This is a genomic window from Bacillus sp. SN1 (assembly GCF_002796895.1).
Taxonomy (GTDB): domain Bacteria; phylum Bacillota; class Bacilli; order Bacillales; family Bacillaceae; genus Bacillus; species Bacillus inaquosorum.
The window spans coordinates 1,299,992-1,319,050 of the sequence record NZ_PHIE01000001.1 but is presented as its reverse complement, the minus strand read 5'-3'; the positions used below and the strand labels follow the sequence as shown (position 1 = coordinate 1,319,050).

The 19,059-nt window shown below is 40.5% G+C and carries 28 protein-coding genes and 5 pseudogenes; 22 read left to right on the top strand and 11 right to left on the bottom strand.

Going from position 1 to position 19,059, the window contains the following annotated elements; genetic code table 11:
- Window positions 1–28 precede the first annotated feature (28 nt).
- The 3 genes from CVV77_RS06565 (at window position 29) to CVV77_RS22640 (ending at window position 1,684) form a co-directional block, all read left to right on the top strand.
- The gene (locus CVV77_RS06565) at window positions 29–967 is read left to right on the top strand and encodes an N-acetylmuramoyl-L-alanine amidase (protein ID WP_100274904.1); all 939 of its coding nucleotides are present in this window, start codon (window positions 29–31) and stop codon (window positions 965–967) included.
- Between the two features lie 20 nt (window positions 968–987).
- Complete coding sequence (locus CVV77_RS06560; RefSeq protein WP_100274903.1) at window positions 988–1,245, top strand: holin; 258 nt, start codon at window positions 988–990, stop codon at window positions 1,243–1,245.
- Between the two features lie 124 nt (window positions 1,246–1,369).
- The gene (locus CVV77_RS22640; protein WP_100274902.1) at window positions 1,370–1,684 is read left to right on the top strand and encodes a DUF5362 family protein; all 315 of its coding nucleotides are present in this window, start codon (window positions 1,370–1,372) and stop codon (window positions 1,682–1,684) included.
- Window positions 1,685–1,702: 18 nt separating this feature from the next.
- Here the strand turns inward: CVV77_RS22640 and CVV77_RS06550 are convergent, their stop codons facing one another.
- Window positions 1,703–2,038 (bottom strand): YolD-like family protein, encoded by a 336-nt coding sequence (locus CVV77_RS06550; RefSeq protein ID WP_100274901.1) that lies wholly within the window; start codon window positions 2,036–2,038, stop codon window positions 1,703–1,705.
- A gap of 45 nt (window positions 2,039–2,083) precedes the next feature.
- Window positions 2,084–2,308, bottom strand: coding sequence for a transcriptional regulator (locus CVV77_RS06545; protein WP_100274900.1), 225 nt, complete (start codon window positions 2,306–2,308; stop codon window positions 2,084–2,086).
- A gap of 280 nt (window positions 2,309–2,588) precedes the next feature.
- Between CVV77_RS06545 and CVV77_RS06540 the strand changes: the two genes are divergently transcribed.
- The 3 genes from CVV77_RS06540 to CVV77_RS06530 are packed head-to-tail and all read left to right on the top strand — an operon-like array spanning window position 2,589 to window position 4,646.
- Complete coding sequence (locus CVV77_RS06540; protein ID WP_100274899.1) at window positions 2,589–2,876, top strand: hypothetical protein; 288 nt, start codon at window positions 2,589–2,591, stop codon at window positions 2,874–2,876.
- Complete coding sequence (locus tag CVV77_RS06535; protein WP_100274898.1) at window positions 2,873–4,027, top strand: FtsK/SpoIIIE domain-containing protein; 1,155 nt, start codon at window positions 2,873–2,875, stop codon at window positions 4,025–4,027. The genes CVV77_RS06540 and CVV77_RS06535 overlap by 4 nt, the downstream gene beginning before the upstream one ends.
- Complete coding sequence (locus CVV77_RS06530; protein WP_100274897.1) at window positions 4,014–4,646, top strand: replication-relaxation family protein; 633 nt, start codon at window positions 4,014–4,016, stop codon at window positions 4,644–4,646. The genes CVV77_RS06535 and CVV77_RS06530 overlap by 14 nt, the downstream gene beginning before the upstream one ends.
- Here CVV77_RS06530 and CVV77_RS06525 read toward each other — a convergent pair.
- Together CVV77_RS06525 and CVV77_RS06520 are read right to left on the bottom strand one after the other, a co-directional pair.
- Complete coding sequence (locus CVV77_RS06525) at window positions 4,643–4,885, bottom strand: hypothetical protein (protein WP_100274896.1); 243 nt, start codon at window positions 4,883–4,885, stop codon at window positions 4,643–4,645. The genes CVV77_RS06530 and CVV77_RS06525 overlap by 4 nt on opposite strands.
- 18 nt (window positions 4,886–4,903) lie before the next feature.
- Window positions 4,904–5,110: a helix-turn-helix domain-containing protein gene (locus CVV77_RS06520; protein WP_100274895.1), complete on the bottom strand. Its 207-nt coding sequence runs from the start codon at window positions 5,108–5,110 to the stop codon at window positions 4,904–4,906.
- Between the two features lie 130 nt (window positions 5,111–5,240).
- Between CVV77_RS06520 and CVV77_RS06515 the strand changes: the two genes are divergently transcribed.
- The gene (locus tag CVV77_RS06515) at window positions 5,241–6,047 is read left to right on the top strand and encodes a helix-turn-helix domain-containing protein (RefSeq protein ID WP_100274894.1); all 807 of its coding nucleotides are present in this window, start codon (window positions 5,241–5,243) and stop codon (window positions 6,045–6,047) included.
- 327 nt (window positions 6,048–6,374) lie between these two features.
- Here CVV77_RS06515 and CVV77_RS06510 read toward each other — a convergent pair.
- A pseudogene (locus tag CVV77_RS06510) lies at window positions 6,375–7,114 on the bottom strand (site-specific integrase); the annotation flags it as partial.
- Between the two features lie 86 nt (window positions 7,115–7,200).
- On the opposite strand from CVV77_RS06510, the gene CVV77_RS06505 reads away from it, so the two are divergent.
- The 3 genes and pseudogenes from CVV77_RS06505 to CVV77_RS06495 all read left to right on the top strand — a co-directional run bounded on the left by CVV77_RS06505 (window position 7,201) and on the right by CVV77_RS06495 (window position 7,956).
- Window positions 7,201–7,383, top strand: a complete 183-nt coding sequence (locus CVV77_RS06505; protein WP_100274893.1) for an XtrA/YqaO family protein — start codon at window positions 7,201–7,203, stop codon at window positions 7,381–7,383.
- Between the two features lie 66 nt (window positions 7,384–7,449).
- Window positions 7,450–7,705 (top strand): annotated as a pseudogene (locus tag CVV77_RS22570) (hypothetical protein).
- Window positions 7,702–7,956: a hypothetical protein gene (locus CVV77_RS06495; protein WP_100274892.1), complete on the top strand. Its 255-nt coding sequence runs from the start codon at window positions 7,702–7,704 to the stop codon at window positions 7,954–7,956. Before CVV77_RS22570 ends, CVV77_RS06495 begins: the two are co-directional and overlap by 4 nt.
- Before the next feature lie 49 nt (window positions 7,957–8,005).
- Here CVV77_RS06495 and CVV77_RS06490 read toward each other — a convergent pair whose 3' ends face one another.
- Both CVV77_RS06490 and CVV77_RS06485 read right to left on the bottom strand, forming a co-directional pair.
- Window positions 8,006–8,281 (bottom strand): hypothetical protein, encoded by a 276-nt coding sequence (locus tag CVV77_RS06490; RefSeq protein ID WP_100274891.1) that lies wholly within the window; start codon window positions 8,279–8,281, stop codon window positions 8,006–8,008.
- 271 nt (window positions 8,282–8,552) lie between these two features.
- The gene (locus tag CVV77_RS06485) at window positions 8,553–8,903 is read right to left on the bottom strand and encodes an Ig-like domain-containing protein (protein WP_100274890.1); all 351 of its coding nucleotides are present in this window, start codon (window positions 8,901–8,903) and stop codon (window positions 8,553–8,555) included.
- Window positions 8,904–9,013: 110 nt separating this feature from the next.
- Here CVV77_RS06485 and CVV77_RS22130 point away from each other — a divergent pair, with 110 nt between their 5' ends.
- From CVV77_RS22130 to CVV77_RS06460, 6 genes and pseudogenes are all read left to right on the top strand, one after another.
- A complete protein-coding gene (locus CVV77_RS22130) occupies window positions 9,014–9,151 on the top strand; it encodes a hypothetical protein (RefSeq protein ID WP_181280829.1) in 138 nt (45 codons plus the stop codon).
- Between the two features lie 134 nt (window positions 9,152–9,285).
- On the top strand, window positions 9,286–10,005 hold the full coding sequence (locus tag CVV77_RS06480) for a TRADD-N-associated membrane domain-containing protein (protein ID WP_100274889.1): 720 nt from the start codon (window positions 9,286–9,288) through the stop codon (window positions 10,003–10,005).
- Window positions 10,006–10,135: 130 nt separating this feature from the next.
- On the top strand, window positions 10,136–10,264 hold the full coding sequence (locus CVV77_RS06475; protein WP_019260139.1) for a hypothetical protein: 129 nt from the start codon (window positions 10,136–10,138) through the stop codon (window positions 10,262–10,264).
- A 13-nt stretch (window positions 10,265–10,277) separates the two neighbouring features.
- Window positions 10,278–10,797, top strand: a pseudogene (locus tag CVV77_RS06470) (sigma-70 family RNA polymerase sigma factor).
- A gap of 101 nt (window positions 10,798–10,898) precedes the next feature.
- Complete coding sequence (locus CVV77_RS22125) at window positions 10,899–11,036, top strand: hypothetical protein (protein WP_019260141.1); 138 nt, start codon at window positions 10,899–10,901, stop codon at window positions 11,034–11,036.
- A 291-nt stretch (window positions 11,037–11,327) separates the two neighbouring features.
- Window positions 11,328–11,540 carry a helix-turn-helix domain-containing protein gene (locus CVV77_RS06460; RefSeq protein WP_024713902.1) on the top strand — a complete coding sequence of 71 codons (213 nt, stop codon included), beginning with the start codon at window positions 11,328–11,330 and terminating at the stop codon, window positions 11,538–11,540.
- A gap of 54 nt (window positions 11,541–11,594) precedes the next feature.
- Here CVV77_RS06460 and CVV77_RS06455 read toward each other — a convergent pair whose 3' ends face one another.
- Window positions 11,595–11,978: a hypothetical protein gene (locus CVV77_RS06455; RefSeq protein WP_100274888.1), complete on the bottom strand. Its 384-nt coding sequence runs from the start codon at window positions 11,976–11,978 to the stop codon at window positions 11,595–11,597.
- 236 nt (window positions 11,979–12,214) lie between these two features.
- Between CVV77_RS06455 and CVV77_RS06450 the strand changes: the two genes are divergently transcribed.
- The 3 genes and pseudogenes from CVV77_RS06450 to terS all read left to right on the top strand — a co-directional run.
- Window positions 12,215–13,147 (top strand): DUF6731 family protein, encoded by a 933-nt coding sequence (locus tag CVV77_RS06450; protein WP_100274887.1) that lies wholly within the window; start codon window positions 12,215–12,217, stop codon window positions 13,145–13,147.
- A gap of 17 nt (window positions 13,148–13,164) precedes the next feature.
- Window positions 13,165–13,716 (top strand): hypothetical protein, encoded by a 552-nt coding sequence (locus CVV77_RS06445; protein ID WP_019260145.1) that lies wholly within the window; start codon window positions 13,165–13,167, stop codon window positions 13,714–13,716.
- A 162-nt stretch (window positions 13,717–13,878) separates the two neighbouring features.
- Window positions 13,879–14,250, top strand: a pseudogene (gene terS / locus CVV77_RS06440) (phage terminase small subunit); the annotation flags it as partial.
- On the opposite strand, the pseudogene CVV77_RS22330 reads toward terS, so the two are convergent.
- From CVV77_RS22330 to CVV77_RS06425, 3 genes and pseudogenes are all read right to left on the bottom strand, one after another.
- Window positions 14,241–14,750 (bottom strand): annotated as a pseudogene (locus CVV77_RS22330) (radical SAM protein); the annotation flags it as partial. The pseudogenes terS and CVV77_RS22330 overlap by 10 nt on opposite strands.
- A gap of 231 nt (window positions 14,751–14,981) precedes the next feature.
- Window positions 14,982–15,326 (bottom strand): MmcQ/YjbR family DNA-binding protein, encoded by a 345-nt coding sequence (locus CVV77_RS06430; protein WP_100274886.1) that lies wholly within the window; start codon window positions 15,324–15,326, stop codon window positions 14,982–14,984.
- A gap of 163 nt (window positions 15,327–15,489) precedes the next feature.
- The gene (locus CVV77_RS06425; protein ID WP_100274885.1) at window positions 15,490–16,383 is read right to left on the bottom strand and encodes an AraC family transcriptional regulator; all 894 of its coding nucleotides are present in this window, start codon (window positions 16,381–16,383) and stop codon (window positions 15,490–15,492) included.
- Window positions 16,384–16,587: 204 nt separating this feature from the next.
- On the opposite strand from CVV77_RS06425, the gene CVV77_RS06420 reads away from it, so the two are divergent.
- The 3 genes from CVV77_RS06420 (at window position 16,588) to CVV77_RS06415 (ending at window position 19,008) form a co-directional block, all read left to right on the top strand.
- Window positions 16,588–17,040: a nuclear transport factor 2 family protein gene (locus CVV77_RS06420; RefSeq protein ID WP_019260150.1), complete on the top strand. Its 453-nt coding sequence runs from the start codon at window positions 16,588–16,590 to the stop codon at window positions 17,038–17,040.
- 74 nt (window positions 17,041–17,114) lie between these two features.
- Window positions 17,115–17,321 (top strand): hypothetical protein, encoded by a 207-nt coding sequence (locus CVV77_RS21980; RefSeq protein ID WP_141564878.1) that lies wholly within the window; start codon window positions 17,115–17,117, stop codon window positions 17,319–17,321.
- A gap of 367 nt (window positions 17,322–17,688) precedes the next feature.
- The gene (locus tag CVV77_RS06415) at window positions 17,689–19,008 is read left to right on the top strand and encodes a replication-associated recombination protein A (protein ID WP_100275149.1); all 1,320 of its coding nucleotides are present in this window, start codon (window positions 17,689–17,691) and stop codon (window positions 19,006–19,008) included.
- Window positions 19,009–19,059 lie beyond the last annotated feature (51 nt).

Genomic DNA, 19,059 nt, shown 5'->3' with positions numbered 1-19,059 from the left:
CTTTTTAATTTCGAAAGGAGACGATAAAATGGCGATTTCAGTACGAAAAAACTTGGTGGCGGAAAGTAAGCGAGAATTAAAATGTCCGTATTCCATGAACGCGAAGTACATTACGTTTCACAATACGTGGAATGACGCGCCGGCAGCTAATGAAGTTTCGTATATGATCGGTAACACGAGTCCAACGAGTTTTCATTTCGCAGTAGACGATAAGGAAGTCGTACAAGGGATTCCGACGGATCGTAACGCCTTCCATTGCGGAGACGGCAGCGGCGTAAATTCTGGAAACCGTACGTCTATTGGCGTAGAGGTTTGTTATTCGAAGTCAGGCGGAGCTAAATATAAAGCGGCCGAAAAGCTGGCGATTAAATTTATAGCGCAACTATTGAAAGAACGCGGATGGGGCGTTGATCGTGTCCGTAAGCACCAGGATTGGTCCGGTAAGTATTGTCCGCATCGCGTGCTTGCCGAGGGACGATGGGAAGCAGTAAAGGCGGCTATTGCGGCGGAACTTAAAGCGCTCGGTGGCAAAACGTCTAAACCGGCTGCTTCAGCACCTAAGACTTCCGGCTCCACTTATACCGTTAAGAAAGGCGATACACTTTCCGAAATCGCGCAGAAAACAGGCGTAAGTATGGCGAAGCTTCAATCGTACAACGGTATCAAGAACGCGAATAAAATCTCCGTCGGCCAGGTGCTGAAGCTTAAAGGCGGTTCTTCTAAGCCGTCATCCAGCGGTAAGAAATACGTTTACCTTCCGGCTTCTGCCGATTCATGGCGCATCTATCCGACAAACAAAGCACCGGTCAAAGGAAACGAATGTGGCTCATTGCGTCCTAAGAAATTCGGCGGTCTGAAGTACGAAGTCCTCGGTAATCCGCAAAAAGACGTATATACGATCAAGACGGATCAGTTCGGAAAAGTAAATATCTACGCTGCAAAATCAACTGGCGCAACTGTAAAGTAAACGATAAAGGAGACGATAATATGCAAGACGTTTTAATCTTCGCAACTGTACTGGCGCCTATTTTAACGGCGCTTGTTCAACTCGTAAAGAAAACGGTTAAGCTTCCGACCAACATTGTACCAGCTCTAAGCTTCGTGATCGGTATCGGACTAGGCGCGGTTGCTTATCCGTTTACCGACCTTGATTTGGTACTGCGGTTATGGGCCGGAGGCTTTGCGGGATTAGCTGCGACCGGTCTTTTTGAACTCGGAGCAAAACGCGAAGGTACAACGAAATAACGAAACTTTTAGCGAGTGCTTACGTATGATAACGTAGGTGCTCGCGTACATAAAAACTCATTGCGGATAAGTTTGGCGCCGTAGTATAATTTTACTAACTCATATAAAGGACGGGTGAGATAGCGTGGAATATAAAACGGTGACTGTAAGTAAGCAACGATTTGGCGCAAGTCGAATAGTATGTCTGATAATCGGCATCTTACTCGTTTTAGTCGGATTTCTCTTAAGCCTAACGATAATAGGAATAATTGCGGGTGGTATGCTTATCATCTTCAGCTTACCGTTTTTTGCAGTCGCTAAAGGTGGCGCAAAGTACACGTGCCCTAACTGCGGTTATAAACACAACGGAGTAGCTTCCGGCAGCGTAAACGCAACCTGTAGGCGCTGTAAACAAAATATTGCCGTAGATTGGGTCGATCACCCGGATAAAGTCGTATAAACGAAACCAGCCCCGTCCTTAACCGGATGGGGCGTTTTTTATGTTTATGATATCCGCAAACCTCACGAAATTAGTATCGCCTCGGGCGTCCTTCACGCGAAACTCCTTACGTATGTGGTCCACGTAATGTACTGCGCCTATTACCTCTCGTATGTATCCATCGTCGTAAACCTCGAATGCGAGCGCCGCACCGAACTCCATCGACTGTGCGACTGTTATTTCCATATCCTCGATCTGCTGCGCATCCAGCTGCGGCTTTTCGACCTTCCGTCTCTCTTCGGCTTGTCGCGCTAGGCCGGCTCTGTGCTCCGGTAATATAATACGCATTGCCCACCGTTTATCCTCGATCTCCATGGCGAACACCTCCGCATTTATTATATGCGAATGTGTGTTCGATTATCAACAGTCAAAATAATCCTCTCGATCGACTTCGTATCCCAGCGACCTTAAAGCTCGCTGCACTTTTACCCACGTTGAAATACGCGGTGCATAATCGCGGTCATTACACAAGCTCGTCATTGTGCCGTGACCTATGCCGGCCTTTTGGCGAACTTCCTCCTGAGCGATTCCTTCTCGATCCAAAAAGCGCCCGAATCGGCTGCGTTGTTTACCTAGTCCAAACATCGGACAACACCTCCTAAAATCAGCGTGTCCAAAAAATCGGAAAGTTAAACGTAGGCAAAAAACTGTGATATTGGACGATCCGTAGTGCGTAACGTTTATTAAACGGCAACTACACGGCAGCTAAACGGTAGGGTGCGGGTAGGTTCGTTAGAGTTTCGAAAAGGTTACCGCACTTGGCGACGACTTCCGTAACGGTTATTACCGTGTTAACCTACCGCACTTTATCGCGCTTAACGCCCGTAACGAAGCCGTTTACGAAATTTGTTAAGGAGTGAGAGAGATGAGCGAAGCGAAACGAAAGAACGACAGGGCGGGGCTATCACGAGCGTTTTCGTTCGTGCCTGGCGGATTCACAGCGGCAGGATTTTTCGATATGTCTCCGGAGGTAGTCGGCTTGTACGCGTTAGTTGGTGGCGCGGGCTTGGTCTGCATCGGAGCGGCTTGGCTAGAAGGACGCTTGTTCGGCGGCAAATTTGCGTATATAGGAGACGCAGTGAACGGGCTTTTACGGTTCGTCCTACCTGCGGGCTATGCCGTGTTGCTACTGCGTTTTTTGAATGCGATATGAAACGGTTCTTGCGCAACCTACACGCCAAACAAACGCTGAAGTACGCCTTCGATGCCGCAGGCCTGTATGCAGCCAAACGCCTGTCTAACGGAAAAGAAGCGCGCCGATATCCGAAAATTCATGACGTTGATATTAACGAAGAAAGAACGCGTTATGTATTCACGTTGTTAAACGGAATGGACCCGAAAGAAATCGCGAAAAAGGAATTCGTGTTCCGGCAAGTATTCGGACGCAACGTTGAACTAAGCGGCGATCTAAAGCGATATGTGCTCACGGTTTACAGCGCCGAGATGCCGGCCGTGTTGCGTTATGACTTTGCGGAAATCCAGCCGGTTATCGAACGCCATAAGCTCGGTATTATCGCGGGCAAAGATCGTCACGGCCGATACGTTAGCTTCGACTTATTAACGCAGCCGCATATTCTTATTGCGGGCGAAACGGGAAGCGGAAAGTCAACGCAGCTACGTTCGATTCTTACAACGCTAATAAAACAGAACCGACCTGACCGGCTGCAGTTATACCTCGCGGACTGTAAAAAATCGGAGTTTCACGTATTCCGGAAAGTTGAACATGTACAATGCGTTCTAACAAGCGCGGAAGACATACGAAGAATGTTACGAAGCATAAAACGCGAATTAGATGAACGAAGCAACCTAACGGATCAATTCGAAATAAGCCATATCGATGAGCTTCCGAATGATCAAAAACGACCGTATATAGTCGTCTGTATTGACGAGTTTCTTCTATTAAGAAAAGACGCAGAGATCATGGACGTACTAGCGGAGCTCGTCGCGATAGGTCGGACGCTTGGAGTATTCGCTATTCTTTCGATGCAGCGGCCGAATGCCAAAACGCTCGATACGACTATTCGCGCTAATCTAACCGTAAGCATGGGCTTTAAACTACGCGATATAACGGAGGCCCGAATCGTCAATACGCCGGGCGCCGAGAAGCTGGACGTAAGCGGGCGCTTTATAATGGCGGCCGACAAAACCTACGAACTTCAGGCGCCGTACCTCGAAATGAACGAAGCGAAGGCGCTGCTTAACCCGTACTGCGTAATGAAATCACCGACCAAAGACGTAACGCCACCGGCAGCCGAGCCGGAAATCTTAACGGAAAAGGACGTGTTTATCGATGGCCCTTACTAACCGAGATAAAGCGATCATTGCGGATCTTAATAAATTTCGCGTAATGGATCGCGATACGATTGCCGAGCTACACTTCGGAAATTTACGCAGACCAAAATACGCAGCCAATAACGTTCTGCTGCGTTTACTTAGGGACGGACATATTCAGCGATCGACGGCGCGCCAGCCTTACGTTTACTTTGGCGGCGAAACGACGATGAAAAAGAACAGCGCCAAGATCGATCATTTTCTTGCGATAGGTAACGTGTATAAAGAGATGCGAGGGCAGGCGTTGGAGTCGTTCTTAGTGGAGCCGAAGTACGGCGAAAAGGGAACGGTCGAGCCGGATATATTTGCGCTATACCGGCGAACGCCTTTCTTTATCGAGGTGCAGCGGTCGGTTTATTCGGAAAAGCAGATGCGCGAAAAATTAGACCGGTACGAAGCGTTATTCCAGTCGGGCATTATCGCGTTAGAGCCGTGGCAGAATCCCGAGCGGATTATGTTTCCGCATGTATTGATTCTTTCGGAATCACAGTACGGACTGCCTTCATTTCCGTTTAGGGTATTCCAGGCGCCGACCTTCACTGCGTTCATTCAGTCGATAACAAAGCCGAAAGAAAAGACGCCCGCGAATTAATCGTGGGCCTTCTTCATTCCTTCTCTGAGTCGTTCTCCATCAGAAATACTGTTTGTTTCAATCTTTACTAGTAGTTCATGAAATTCGTCGCGGAGTTTGCTAATATTTGTAGGCAGTGATCCGTCCATCTTAGCTCCAGTTAACTCATAGATATTACCTTTTTCTAATTGCGCAAGCTTGTTTTCAATTCTAGATATTTCTCTTGAATATTTACGAACGATACCGGTTCCTCTTTCCACACAGTCACCTCCCTTCAATTAATCACGAAACTCAAACAATTCGTTCATATCCGTAATGCCGAGAACTTTCGCAATACGTCCGATATGCTCACGATTATAAGTTGTGCGCTGGTGGTTGCAGATTTCGCTGATTACGTTCGGTCTAAGCTGAGTTTCTTCTGCGAGCTTCTTGCGGGTCCATCCGCGGGCTTCTAATATCTCGTCCAATTTAACGTAGAGTTCCAATCGAATCGCCTCCGTTTTATGTTACGTTAATTATAACGAAATATCGCTATCGTGTAAATAAAAATATTGACATACCGTTATAACAATATCTATAATCAAAATAACGACATAACGATATGGGGGTATCGGTATGCATTACTTAGCGGAACACCAAACGTTCGACTCGACGGCTCAACTTAACGAAGCTGTTTACGAACATATCAAGCGCAATACATACGAACTTAACGATACGGATCGCCGGGCGCTTAAGATGATCGCGAGGTACGCGGTTAAGTTTAGCGGGGCAGCGCATCTTAAAGCGGAAACGTTGGCGGGCCTTATCGAAAAATCCGTAAAGACGGCGAGGCGAGCGCTGAATAAATTGGCGGGATTGGGCATCGTAAAGAAGGTCGCTACGACGCGGAAGATAAACGGAGGCAAAGGTGCGAACATAATCGTGATCCTGCCGATTGGAAAAGCGTGCGAAACCGAAGGTGACCAGTCGACAATGTCCAATCGCGGACAAGCCGAAAAGCCTACGGAATCAACGGTTGAAGCACCGAAAACGAAAAACGAACCATCGGATTTAATTAAGCGTTCTAAAAACCAAAATAACGTATTAGATACGGCGCCAGTCCCGGCTGAAGCGTTAAAGGGCGCGTTGCCTAGCGAAATCTATAACGCAATGGCTCGCTACTTCGACGCCGAAAAGATTTATAAATACTACGGAATTCTTTTGCGCGCTAAGGCAAGCGTAGACAGAACGATCAGACTCGAAGATCATGCGGCACCTTTCGTTGAAGCGTGGCACGCAACGATTATGAAAGCGAAATCGCACGAAATTAAGCGTTTCGATGACTACTTATACGCTGGGTTTAGGAAGGCGGCTTGGACGGTTAAGGCGCGGTTAAATCGTGGCGGATCGCTTATGGAACGGTTCAGAAAGGCATTTGAATAATATCGCGGGTTACGGTGCGGAGACTTGCGCGGTGGCGGTGCTATACGCTATAATTCGTAATATCGAAATAAAAACCGTTTGACTTAACGATGACTTAACGCTGATATACCAACGTTTGACTTACCGATTGACTTATCGGATCACTTGCGGATACCTTGACAGGGTAGAGGTCGCTGGTTCGAGCCCAGTCGGAATCATAGCTTAAACCCTTGCGTAGCAAGGGTTTTTTACTTTGCTTATTTATTGATTTTGTCATCAGTCATCAAGTTGGGGACGAATTGGGGACGAAATTATTTTTTTGAGCTGATTTTGAAGAGGATTTCAAAATCAACTCTGTTTTTGTGCTAGGTTTCTAGGATCGAACTGGTTAAAGTGTTTTACTGTGCTATTTTCGAGTTTCTCGGTAACATGACCATAAATATCACTAGTTGTTCGAGCACTGGCATGTCCAGCTCTTTTTTGAATAGCACTGAGACTTTCGCCAGCTTCCATAAGGAGAGCCACCATAGTATGCCGCAAGTCATGAAGACGAACATCTTTTAGGCCGTACTTCTTTTTTATTTTAGTCCATTTTGCGGTAGGGGTCGTATAGTAGTAAGGTTTACCTTTACCACTGTGAAATACATATTGATGTTCTCCGCCTTCCCAGGCATCGCCAAGCAACAATTTTTCTTTTTTCCATATGCGATAATATTTAGCCAACTCATCCATATAAAAATCAGGCATTTTAACGAATCGTTGAGAACTTTTTGACTTCGGGCTTTTGACATGAGGCTCTCCGTTTATTGTTTTAGAAATTGATCTATTTACGTATATTCCACCTTTGTCCCAATCTACATCCAAATGCCATTCACAAGCAAGAGCTTCTCCTCTGCGATGCCCCCCGATCAGAGCTGCAAGATAATATAAGCGCCATTTAATATCTATTTCATACAACACTTTAATACATTCAGCTGCTTCTTCCGATTCAAGAAAGTTCATTTCCTTATTCTCAGCTTCAGGTGAATTCAATCCCTCCATAGGATCATCTTTTATCAATTTCCATCCTCTGTTGCGGTTTTAAGGACCCTTAAACACACAAAAACACCGAAGCAGAGCCCGGCGTTTTGATATGAACTGGTACTTCTATCATAGCACAGGGGGGGCGCTAAGAATGTACAACCCAAGAAAAATTAATTTAAGCAAAGATACAATAATCCAGCAGGCAATCGAGCCGGGCAAAATACAAATTCTTATTTTAGATGGGGACGAGGGCACTGCACATGTCCTTGAAGCCCCAGAACACGGAGAAACAATCATTCAAACAATTAAGGGCGGTCTGGCTCGTTTAGATTAAATAGCAGGGGCTTTCCCCTGCGGGGGAGGAACGGACATGTAAGAGAGAATTGAACGTCTAAAAAAACTGACATACATTCCTCAGAAGGAAATTGCTTGGCTTATCGAGCAAGCTGAACTGGCTGTTAAGCAACGAGAAATCATCGAGGAAAACAAACGCCAGCAGGAAGTAACGGTTCATCAATTCCGGCAGGCTCAAAAGGACATTCAGCATTTAAGCGGGGATAGGAAACGATACAAACAGGCATTAGAGAAGATCATTACTAATCTGAATTTCGCAGGTAACAGTTGGCCAAAACGAATTGGAGGGTGATGTGAAATGATCCCTTTACAAGTTGAGCTCCAGCGGGCAGTCAAAGCCACGAAAGACGAAGCGATGACAGTTGAGCAGGCTGCGGAATATCTAAAAGTACATCCAGATTACATACCGGTGCTCGTGGCAAAGTCAGACGATCTGAAAATGATCGGTGATGAAACAATTATTGCAAAGCGTGATAAGACAAACGGTTGGCTTCTCGGTGGGATTGTGGTGATTTTATTCTTTGTTATTGCGGTTCTGCTGGGGATAGGCTGATGACAGCATATTGATTGGAAAATAAAGAAGAAGGGGAATCCCCCTCCATCTAATTAATCCATCCTTCATATGTCGCACGATAAAATCCTTGGACAATCTCTACTGATTTAAGGTAATAAGTAACACCGCCCTTAACGGTTGTGTTTGGGATATCCCATCTGTGAAGAAAATCTTGAGTAAAAGAATCTTTGATTGCTTGTGTAGAAACTTCAGTTTGTGTTGGTGCGGTAGCTGAATTATTAGGACTAGCAGCAAAAGCAGGGGCTGCGGAAACAAGTAAAGCAAGGGACAATGTAGAACCAGTTAAAACCTTTTTCAATTTCATTTTAAACACTCCCTTTGTTTTTTTAATACAACTGTATTATTACACGGAATACAAAAATACCCAAGGGATTTTTTGTTAATGTTTTGTGAACTTAGTTGAAATATAGAAATCCGCCCAAATGCATACTGTCCGAAATGCGGGTGCAGCATGGGCGTTGAGGAGGAATTTTGTGCGGGTTAATGAGGGATTAAGGTGAAGAGGCAAAAGGTTATTCTAACCAAAAGAAGAGCCAATATTTGGCCCTTCTTGATGGTTGGAAATATTTAAAAGATTATTTTACAGTTACAGTTACGACTCCGAGTATTGATCTATCAGACTTAAATAAAGTAATGTGGGCAGTCCCTTTACTAACACCAGTAACAACACCATATTTATCTACTTTGGCTATTCCACTAGCATCAGAAGAGTAAGTTTCAGCTACTGGATTAGCTACACTTGCAGTTTTGCCTACTGCCAAATCAATTGAATAGTCTTGTACTTTTATAGGACCGGAAACAGTCGTAACACTTTCCACTGTATTACTTGGAGAAATCTGTACTTCTTTTGCAGAGGCTACACCACTAACCGCCAAAGCTAATGCTGATACTGATAAAGCAGAAACCAACGTTTTTTTGAAATTCATTTTGAAACACTCCTTTAAAGTTTTTTGTGTTGCACATAATAGATACGGCAAAAAGTAATTATTTTACTTGTAAATAAATGTTAATTATTTGTGAACAATAGGGGGATTAGATGGCACTCAGAATATTGTTTTTGCTGATAGGATGCGGGTTCTGGATTTATTTCCAACACGATTACAGGCCGGACATGAAAGCGAACCTTGCTTTGATCGGGGCAATCATTTCATTTACGGCTGCGGCTTACTTTTAAGATATTGATAAGTATATAAAGAAAGAGTAGAAAGGGTAATTATTAACCCAATAAAATCCTTAATAGAAATCGTATTAAAGCCGATATGATAAAATAGGGTTTATTGTAAATAATCGGTTTCAGGAGGAAATGGTTTGAAGGATGTTTTGTCTCTATTTGATTCACCAGAAGCTCTTTCTGCGTTGATGTCAGTATTTTTTAGCCTTACCTTTCTCTTTATAACAGTTTTTACTGTTATAAAGAGAAAACATGAAGAGAGATACTTAAGGACATTGAGGGAATTTGAATTTCTTAAAGAACATACTAAGAATCTCGATGAAAAAGAAGAACAAGAAGCACAAAAAAATGTGATGAAACAAGAAGTAAAGTCTCATGAAAGACCCTATGAAAAACCTTATAAAAAACTTCATGAAAAACCATATGAAAGAACATTGGGTATATATCAACAACAAGCTACTAATCATTCAAATTTGCAATTCTATGTTGGTCTAATTATGTCTATAGTTGGTTTTATCCTTTTAATAGGTATCATCATTTTTGCTGTTGGCTCAGACAACACTGTTAGTAGTGCAATTAGTGTTGTTGGAAGTTTAATTTTTGAAGGGATTTCACTTATGTTCTTAAAGGAGTCACAAAAGCTACGGATACGTGTAAAGGAATACCATGATAGTGTATTAGAAAATTCTAATAGAAAAGAATCAATAGACTTGGCGGATAAAATTCAAGATGAGAAATTACGTTCATTAGTACAGGCCCAATTAGCTTTTCATTTAATGGGAATTGATCCTGGCACATTGAATATTTCAAATCTTTCAGACAATAATAGTTCTCTAACTGAGGATAATTCAAATTAAATAAGTCCAAGACGGAAAGCCTGCGGACACTGAACTTACAGCATTGCGCTGTTTGTTCGGTGTCCGTTTTTTATTTCGCAACTATCTGGATGTCTATCGCGATTACTAGCAATGAAAGGAATGATTGGACATGAAACAAGCCAAAAAGAAACCATCACAGAAGCAACAGGAGCGCTCAGATCGTTTCTGGCAACAAATGATGAACACGAACATGCAAACACTCAGACGCGGCAACGGCGGCGCTTATAAAAGTAAATAAGAGGAGGATAAACATGCAGGATTTAATCATTGAATACAAAAGAGCATTAAAAGAAGCGAGAAAGATGTACCGGGCATTCTCGGAAACACCAGAAAATGAAATGACAGCAGAACAAAAGAACGATAAGAAGATCATTGGCAGTATGATCAGCAATATTGAATTCACTCTCGAATGGCTGCAGAACGGGAGACAACCAAGAGCACGCAGGGGAACTGACAGAAGGGACGTTTATCAAAGAACAATTCTTGCTGACCCTCGTATCATTGATGCAATGCCAGAAGAGTACGCGATTAATCAGGAGCCGGAAGGAGAAGTAAGCGACTGGGACAAAGAAAGAATTGCTGATGCCCTTTCTGTCCTTACTGAAAGAGAGAAGGACATTTTCATCATGCATACTGTGCAAAACAAACATGTCTTTCGAGGAGATCGCCCAGCTGCTGAACATTAAAAAAGGAACAGTGCAAAAAAACATTGAGCGTTCCCGTTTGAAAATGAAAAATAGAGCAGAACACAGCCTATTCTGTTTAGGATGAATAGGTTGTTTTTTTATGAGAAACAGGAAAAAAATTCTTCAATTAAATTGACGTGAGTAAAGTAATCGTATGTAATTAAAGTACAGAAAGGGGGAACGAAAGTGGCTAAAATTGCAGTGATACTGGGCATCATACTTACAGCACTCACTATCTTTGAAAAAATTCTCATCATCAGAGAAAAGCTTAAAACAAAAAAGCCCAAAATCAAAAGACGCAGACCACCAAGAAAGCGCAGATGATTTTGAGCCGAGAGAGAAGCTCCACCTTCTCTCTCGGTAAAATTATAACAGAAACAAAAAATAATGAAAAATTAATATAGCCACTTTCAACAAATGGAAAAACTCAGAACGTCAACTGATATTTTTGTCCTTTTTGCTTTGGGATACATGTTATTTGTTCGGCAGCATGTTGCAGCCAGTCCATTAAAGACAACTTTAGATATATGCATAATTGTTTTGTTTGCCGTTTCAATTGTGGAAAAGTCAATTTCCCTTTATCAAAAATATCGAGAAAAAAGAGGGTGATGTTTGGTGTACAGCTTAAAAGAGCGTGATGCAATTAAAAAGTTTTTGAATGAGGAGATCGTAAATACAAGTGAAGCGATTGAAATATTGGGCTTTACTCGTCAATATCTTAATCAGCTAATTAAAACAGGTCAACTTGAACCGGTTAAAGAAATGCCAAGGGACAGGCTTTTTATAAAAGAGGATATATTGGAATTCCAAAAGCATAGGAAGAAATGATCATCCAGGTTTAATTATCTGGATGCTTTCTTTAATAATTTGATGATCATATACTTATGTTTTTGCAATTAAATAAAGGGACAATTCTCTGGATGATCCTGTAGGGTTATGAACGGTAACTACCCATTGATTCTTTCTTCTCGGAAAGCTTTCCATCGCATACATAGGAGCCAAATCACGTGGGGCAAATCCACCATTAATTACATTGATGTTCTGTCCTGCCATAACACACACAAGGTATTCATTAGGATTGATTACTACATAATTTAACCACTCATATGAGTAAAACCCGTTTCCAAGATCAGCGCGAGATGCTTCTCTAATGTCTAGAGGAATTTCCCTTCTTCTCTGTCTGGAAAAGTCTTCTGTACTTCTTTCAATGTTATAAGTTGGGATAGAATTAGGCATTAACATAGGGACGTAATAACAATTGTACAAAATAACCACTCCTTAGTTTAAAATCAGTAAAATTGTATGTTGGTATATATTGGTAGGTGCGTGTTTTGTTTGATGTTCACTAAGGATGAATCTAAAGGATTAGTGGACTATTTAAACTTGTCTTTTTTGTCTTACGACTGCCACCTATTTATGAATAGTGCTTTCGTTCGACAAATTTTGCAAATAGTTCCATTGGTAACCCCTATAGTCGATAATAAGATGGGGGGAATGAAAAAATGAGTCAAAAGAAAGTAAGATTTGAATATTACCAAGTTGTTTACAGAAGGAATAATGATGGCGCGGATGTTAGAGACAGATTATTTGATTTGCTTGTGTGGATGGATCAAGCTAATAGAAGGTCTTTGGAAGGTAGAACATTTGACTATCGTCAGGAACAAGCGAGACTGGAAACCACTTATTGGGACACAGAATTAGGTTTTTATTTCTTACATTTTGTTAGACTAAGAGACACAAATATACCATCCACAGCAAGGGCAACAGCCCAAGTCGAGCCTTTAGAATTAGAAGACGATGAATATATTGGAGAAGAGGTGTCAGCTCTATATGATGAAATGAACCATGTTTTAATGCTCCAACGCAATAAGTATAGTTTGGGGCCAGAAGGCATAGAGGAATACTTAAATTTAATTTGGAATACTGAAGAGGAACAGATTTACCTAAGACCAATATGTCCGCCAAATGTATTTGATATGGCTCGAAGATCAACTGAATATAGAAAAATAAATCTTAGATTTGCTGACTTAAGTAACATCAATCCAGAACAAACTAGAAATAGATTACGGTCACCAATTGGAAATATTTTTTCAAGTTTTGAACGTTACCGAGGGATTAATGCACAAGTCACTATAACCGTAGGAAATACAAGAAATTCATTAGATGAAGAAACAGTTAATGATACATTAACTGATATTGAAGAAAATGCTGAATTATTTTCAAGGGCAGAAATAGCTAGAAGGGCTGATGATGATACAAGCGTCGAACTAATTGATCTGTTTGCTCATAAAGCGCATGACTTTGGAACTTTCAGGGTGGAACGTAGAGAAACACTTAGCCATGAGGCTATTGCTCAACAAATGTGGAAGATCTACAGTGCTAATGAAGATTGTAGAAACAGACAAAGAGATATTAATTCATACTTAAGGAATTAATTAGGAGAGTTGAATATATGACAGGTGGAAATGAAAATAATAGATTTAATTATGTTCATTTATTGCCTTCGTTTATAATTGCTTTATTAACCGCAGTGGCATTATTTTTTATGGGAATCAAAAGTGACATCCATAATTTCGATAAAGTTCTGGATGGAGCAATAAATTTCAGTTCCATTGTTTTAGGTTTTCTAGGTGCTTTACTCGGGATTTTATTGAGTATTAAGGATAGTGAAATTGTTAAGGCTATTTTCCGAAATAACGGAAAGTCCTTACTTAAGTATTATTTTAATGAGGCCTTTATTACAGGGTTATTGGTTGTTATCTTATCTTCAACAATGCACATAGTTCGTAAAGATAAAGGTGATCCAACACTTCTGGCTGATATCATGTTTTATGTTTGGGTAACTATTGTGGTTTTTTTCATTTTTTCAACATATAGGATCGTAAATATCCTGATGAATGTGTTTTTTAAAGCGAATGATAATAATGCTCAAACGAGACCAGAGGGAAATACGATAACAGATGAAGAGAGAAGAAATGAAATGAGAAATAGATTATCACGTTAATGGGAAGCATCCTTCGGGGTGCTTTTTTATGTTCTCTGTAAACTGCTTCCGGTAAGTCTCAGGATAGACAATTGGCGGTTAACGGCTTGAGCGCGGTGGTGGTTTAGAGGGAATATCTTTTCCAAAACAACACAAATCAGAAGGGGGCGGCGGTGAATGTAGATGGCCGAAAAGCACATTCAGGCGTATAAGGATTACGTCAAAGGCATGAAATACAAGGACCTTGCCGAAAAATACGAGGTGTCAGTGAACACAATCAAATCGTGGAAGCAGCGGCATGGTTGGGAAAGAAAAAAGGGTGCACCCATTGAAAAAAGTGTGCACACAAAAAAAGGCGGGCAACCTGGCAACAAAAATGCAGTCGGGAACAACGGCGGCGCACCACAGAGGAACCAAAACGCTGTGACTCACGGCTTTTTCTCTAAATTCTTGCCAGAAGAAACGCTTGAAATCATGGAAGAGATTCAAGAGCGTTCGCCTGCCGATATGATATGGGATCAAATTCAGATTCAATATGCAGCCATTATCCGGGCGCCCGGAGCAACAGGAGAAAAAATTCGTTTAATATCCTCACGATCCGTTTCTATGGTCATGGACACAAGAACTTCACATCTTTTATTTAGATCAACTAATAAATCGAGATCTCTTTCAACAAGTGGACTCCGTGTTTGAATTTGAAGGAAATCAGGTGGATGATCTAACATTCCTTTCAAAATATTACGGGTGATTCCCGCCTTACGTTCAATTGGTTGATAAGGATCTGTGGCTGAGGACATAAAAAGATTAATTGGTTTGTTTTTGAGACGAAGATTAGAGACTTCCTTTAGATAAATAACCGCAGCATTGGTTTTGATGTCCAACCACTCTCCACAAGGAATATCTTTGAACTTCTGAATGGGCATTTCTCTTACGTAACAGTATTTGCATGCAAAAGCGCAACCGCTATAAGGATTTAATGAATGCGTAAATCCAATATCTAAATAACCCTTAGCTTCAGTAAGGATTTTCTTTGAAATAATATCATTTATTTCGATCAGAGCTCTCCTCCTTCAGAAGAAAATGTTTGTTCATTGACGTAACTCCAAGTTGACGTCCAACCTAACACAATACTGATAAGGACTTGTTATTAATAAGATGAGATATCCCATCATAGTGGTCAATGAAAAAACTAGCTTGAAAGAATCGCTTTTACATATCCTCTGGTATCATTTAATTTGGATGAAGATTATAATTCAAAAGCTTTATTAATCCGTTCTACCCGTCAATTATGTGCTTCTTTTTTTACTTTTTGGTTTTGTTAGTTCAAAGCTATGCTTCACCATATCATGAATTTCAGTTTTAGATAAATCCCCATCAAGAATCACAGTGTTCCAATGTTCTTTATTCATATGATAACCCGGTTGTACATCTACAAAAGTGTTTCGTAAAGTGCCAGCATGATCGGGATCACATTTCAAATTTACACACAGATGATCATTATGGCGAAAAATAAGAGCGAAAATCTTCTTATTTTTCTTATGTCGAATCGCGGTCCAGCCTTCTCCAAATGGATGATCTTCAAAAGAGTTCGGATACGACAAACAATGTCTTACAATCTCATTCATATTCATAGATACTACCTCATTTCTTTAGTATTGATTTTCGCAAGTATAACATTTTGGGAACGTATGTTTTTGGATAACGTTATCACAACATATAGTACATAACCAAATATATATATCCACAATTAGTAAGGCATTTTCAACATGAAAATTAATGTTGATATCAATAATTTCAAAGGTGTTGCTGTCGAAACTCTGTAGGTGTACAACCTGTTTCACGTTTGAAAAATTTGTTAAAGTGGGTAGGTTCCTTAAAATTGAGTTTTTCTGCAATGTCGCTTATAGAATAGTCAGTATGCATTAGCAACCGTTTCGCTTCAAGGTTAATTCGGGCAGAAATAAAAGCTTTGGCACTTATGCCAACTGCTGCCATAGTTGCTCGATTCAGAGTTTTTTCTGAGCAGTTTAACCGAATAGCATAATCACTGACATGACTTAACTCAGCAAAGCATTCCTCAACGAGTTTTTGGAATTTTGTAAAACGCGGCGATATTTGAGAGTGAATATTGTCATGCATCTGTTTTTGTTTATGAAGAATATTGAGCCAAGCCACAAATGCATAAAGCTGGTAACGTAATAACATATGAACATCCTCTTCTTCCCCTTCAACTAACGAGTCTTCAAGCATTTGTTCGATTGAACTGATTCCACGACTTAACTCATCATTATTTACATTTAGAATGTTTGGCAGCCTATCAAAGTCAAGAGCTAGCTTATGCTCATTTAAAGTTGTTGTGTTAGGTAAAAGAAACTCCGAACGAAACAAAATAATCCACCCGTCCCAATTCTCATCATGTCCAAAATTATGAACTTGACCTGAAGATATGGCAAGTAAGGTTCCTGTTCTACAGGAAATCGGCTCAAAATCAATCCATTGTACACACTCTCCTTGAATAACACATATAAGCATATAGAATTCATACCTATAGGTTATATGCATCTTTTCTTTCGGTGTTCGCTGTTTAAGGTCAGAGAAAGGAAAGATTTCCAAATCGTACGGGTATGATATTACAGGTTGATATTTAAGGCGTTGTATATTAATTTTTTGTTTTTCCTTTCGTTTCATTACGTAAACCCCTTTATTCTAAAATTATATAAATGTCCGAAAAGTATCAGTTGAAGTCTTGATTTTACCTTTATCCATTCTGTTCGTTGGGCTAAAATGATCATATCACTTCAACAATTCTAAAGGAAGTATCCAGTTTCAAATAACGCATGGCGATTTTGCTTTAGTCATGTATATAATTTATAAAAAGAAAGAGGTAAAACAATGAAGAAATTTTATGAAGCTCGCTATACACCTGAGCAGCAGAAGTTAGCAGAAGAGATTATAGGAATGGAAAAGGCTGCGCTGGATAAGTATTTCAAAGGTGATATGTCTGGTTATCTGGATCTCTGGTCCAAGGACAACTTCACTTATTTCGATGCAAATACTGAAGAGAGAGCAGATACCTATGAAGAAGTTGCACATTTTCTGAAGACTGTCGTTGAAGGAAAAATGTATGCTGATAGCTACGATTTCCATGCTCCAAGAGTTCAGTTCGGTAAAGATATGGCAGTTCTGACTTACCAGCTTCATGCGGACACCTCTTTGATTGAAATGCATTACAACGTTATTGAGGTTTTCCAGAAAGACGTAAGTGGCTGGCATGTCATTCATTCTACCTGGGATTTGATCACACCGTTCTCCCCTAATGTAAAAAAACCGAAAGTGATTGTTTAAGTATCAAGAGATTTTCAAACCACACACTGTTCTTTACTACGATATTAGATCAGTAGTTATTATGTTCATAACTGATGGCTGCCATTGAACACATTGAAATGTTCTGTGGCAGCCTGTTTATATATAACTGTAAATATGACTTTCGACAGCAAGCTATTATTGACAAAATTTTAAAAAATGAAAAGGCAATTAATGAACGTTTTAACACAGGAGATTATTTTGGGTTTTTAGATTGTTCTATTGATGATGTAACTTATGTAGATCGAGTATTCCTAGCATGATTTATGATCCGCAATTCCTCCATATAATAGATGAGAAAAAGCAAAAGCCGGTCGATTTGGAGACATAATAGCATCTGGTATGCAAACAATGAGTACAAGATTTAAATTATGGATGAAGTAGGTGCTCATGAGGAAGTTGTAATTGCCGGAACTGGAATAAGCAATATAAAATTCATTAAACTTGTTTACCCGGAGGATGATTAATGTTGTTGTAGAAGTAATTGGAAAAGTACAAAAGAAGAAAGAGAGTGGAATTGTCACTGTACGTCTGACCGCGTGAAATCAACGGAGCGAGAAGGTGTTCGAAGGAGATTTGAGTGTCTTGATGAAAGATACAAAAAATATTGATAGAGAGGAGAGAACTCTCATGAAACAAGGCTCAATTTTTGAAGATGACAATGATAAGACCAGACCTCTGGCAAGTAGAATGCGACCTCAAAGTCTTGAAGAGTTCATTGGTCAGGAACACTTATTGGGAAAAGGAAAGATTCTCCGTGAATTGATTGAAAGCGATCAAGTGTCATCCATGATATTTTGGGGTCCTCCAGGTGTTGGTAAAACTACACTTGCCAAAATTATTGCAAACAAAACAAAAGCGGAGTTTATTACTTTCAGTGCAGTGAGAAGCGGAATAAAAGAAATAAGGAAGGTAATGGACGATTCAGAATATAATCGTCAATTTGGTGAAAAGACTATCGTTTTCGTTGATGAAATCCACCGTTTTAATAAAGCGCAACAAGATGCCTTTTTACCTTATGTTGAAAAAGGCAGTATCATCATGATAGGCGCAACCACTGAAAACCCTTCATTTGAAGTGAATTCCGCCTTATTATCGAGAAGTAAGGTCTTTGTATTAAACCCGTTGGAAACTAAAGATATCGTAAAATTATTAAAGAACGCCATTCAAAAAGGTTTTACAGAAGAAGTGGAAATCAGTGATGATATCCTGATGACGATTTCTAAATTTGCTAATGGAGATGCGCGGATTGCATTAAACACTTTAGAAATGTGTGTGTTGAATGCAGAGAGAGATGGCAAACATGTAAAAGTCAATGAGGATGTCATAAAACAACTGATCACAAGAAAAGCTCTCTTTTATGATAAGAACGGTGAGGAGCATTACAACATCATATCAGCTCTCCATAAGTCCATGCGAAACAGCGACGTTCATGCTGCTATCTATTGGCTTTCTAGAATGCTTGAATCAGGAGAAGACCCACTCTATATAGCTAGACGTTTAGTGCGATTTGCTAGCGAAGATATTGGTGTGGCGGATAGCAGAGCGCTGGAATTAAGTGTTAGTGTATTTCAAGCATGTCAGTTTCTTGGTATGCCTGAATGTGATGTACACTTAACACAAGCAGTAATTTATCTTTCATTGGCTCCTAAATCTGATTCAGTTTATGCAGCTTATAAAAAAGCCCAAAAGGATGCTTTGCATTCAGTAAATGAACCTGTACCTTTGCAACTGCGTAATGCACCAACACAACTAATGAAAGACCTTGAGTACGGGAAGGAATACCAACATGCACAAGATTTCAAAGACAAAATCACTGATATGCAGTCCATGCCTGATTCACTTATTGGCCGAGAATACTATCACCCAAGTGATCAAGGCTCAGAAAAGAGATTTAAGGATAGATTAGCCTCTATAAAAAACTGGCACTCGAACCGAAAAAAGAAGTAACTTTTTTTCATCAAAACTGCTAGTGTTCATCTTTGTGGATACAGCCAATAA

Excerpts from the sequence above, each read along its gene's own strand:
- CVV77_RS06415 (WP_100275149.1), top strand. The coding sequence starts at position 17,689 with ATGAAACAAGGCTCAATTTTTGAAGATGACAATGATAAGACCAGACCT.
- CVV77_RS06550 (WP_100274901.1), bottom strand. The coding sequence starts at position 2,038 with ATGGAGATCGAGGATAAACGGTGGGCAATGCGTATTATATTACCGGAG.
- CVV77_RS06450 (WP_100274887.1), top strand. The coding sequence starts at position 12,215 with ATGAGTCAAAAGAAAGTAAGATTTGAATATTACCAAGTTGTTTACAGA.
- CVV77_RS06505 (WP_100274893.1), top strand. The coding sequence starts at position 7,201 with ATGTACAACCCAAGAAAAATTAATTTAAGCAAAGATACAATAATCCAG.
- CVV77_RS22130 (WP_181280829.1), top strand. The coding sequence starts at position 9,014 with ATGGCACTCAGAATATTGTTTTTGCTGATAGGATGCGGGTTCTGGATT.
- CVV77_RS06430 (WP_100274886.1), bottom strand. The coding sequence starts at position 15,326 with ATGAATATGAATGAGATTGTAAGACATTGTTTGTCGTATCCGAACTCT.
- CVV77_RS06540 (WP_100274899.1), top strand. The coding sequence starts at position 2,589 with ATGAGCGAAGCGAAACGAAAGAACGACAGGGCGGGGCTATCACGAGCG.
- CVV77_RS06530 (WP_100274897.1), top strand. The coding sequence starts at position 4,014 with ATGGCCCTTACTAACCGAGATAAAGCGATCATTGCGGATCTTAATAAA.
- CVV77_RS06475 (WP_019260139.1), top strand. The coding sequence starts at position 10,136 with ATGAAACAAGCCAAAAAGAAACCATCACAGAAGCAACAGGAGCGCTCA.
- CVV77_RS06425 (WP_100274885.1), bottom strand. The coding sequence starts at position 16,383 with ATGAAACGAAAGGAAAAACAAAAAATTAATATACAACGCCTTAAATAT.
- CVV77_RS06545 (WP_100274900.1), bottom strand. The coding sequence starts at position 2,308 with ATGTTTGGACTAGGTAAACAACGCAGCCGATTCGGGCGCTTTTTGGAT.
- CVV77_RS06420 (WP_019260150.1), top strand. The coding sequence starts at position 16,588 with ATGAAGAAATTTTATGAAGCTCGCTATACACCTGAGCAGCAGAAGTTA.
- CVV77_RS06490 (WP_100274891.1), bottom strand. The coding sequence starts at position 8,281 with ATGAAATTGAAAAAGGTTTTAACTGGTTCTACATTGTCCCTTGCTTTA.
- CVV77_RS06565 (WP_100274904.1), top strand. The coding sequence starts at position 29 with ATGGCGATTTCAGTACGAAAAAACTTGGTGGCGGAAAGTAAGCGAGAA.
- CVV77_RS06515 (WP_100274894.1), top strand. The coding sequence starts at position 5,241 with ATGCATTACTTAGCGGAACACCAAACGTTCGACTCGACGGCTCAACTT.
- CVV77_RS06485 (WP_100274890.1), bottom strand. The coding sequence starts at position 8,903 with ATGAATTTCAAAAAAACGTTGGTTTCTGCTTTATCAGTATCAGCATTA.
- CVV77_RS06495 (WP_100274892.1), top strand. The coding sequence starts at position 7,702 with ATGATCCCTTTACAAGTTGAGCTCCAGCGGGCAGTCAAAGCCACGAAA.
- CVV77_RS06535 (WP_100274898.1), top strand. The coding sequence starts at position 2,873 with ATGAAACGGTTCTTGCGCAACCTACACGCCAAACAAACGCTGAAGTAC.
- CVV77_RS21980 (WP_141564878.1), top strand. The coding sequence starts at position 17,115 with ATGGCTGCCATTGAACACATTGAAATGTTCTGTGGCAGCCTGTTTATA.
- CVV77_RS06445 (WP_019260145.1), top strand. The coding sequence starts at position 13,165 with ATGACAGGTGGAAATGAAAATAATAGATTTAATTATGTTCATTTATTG.
- CVV77_RS06560 (WP_100274903.1), top strand. The coding sequence starts at position 988 with ATGCAAGACGTTTTAATCTTCGCAACTGTACTGGCGCCTATTTTAACG.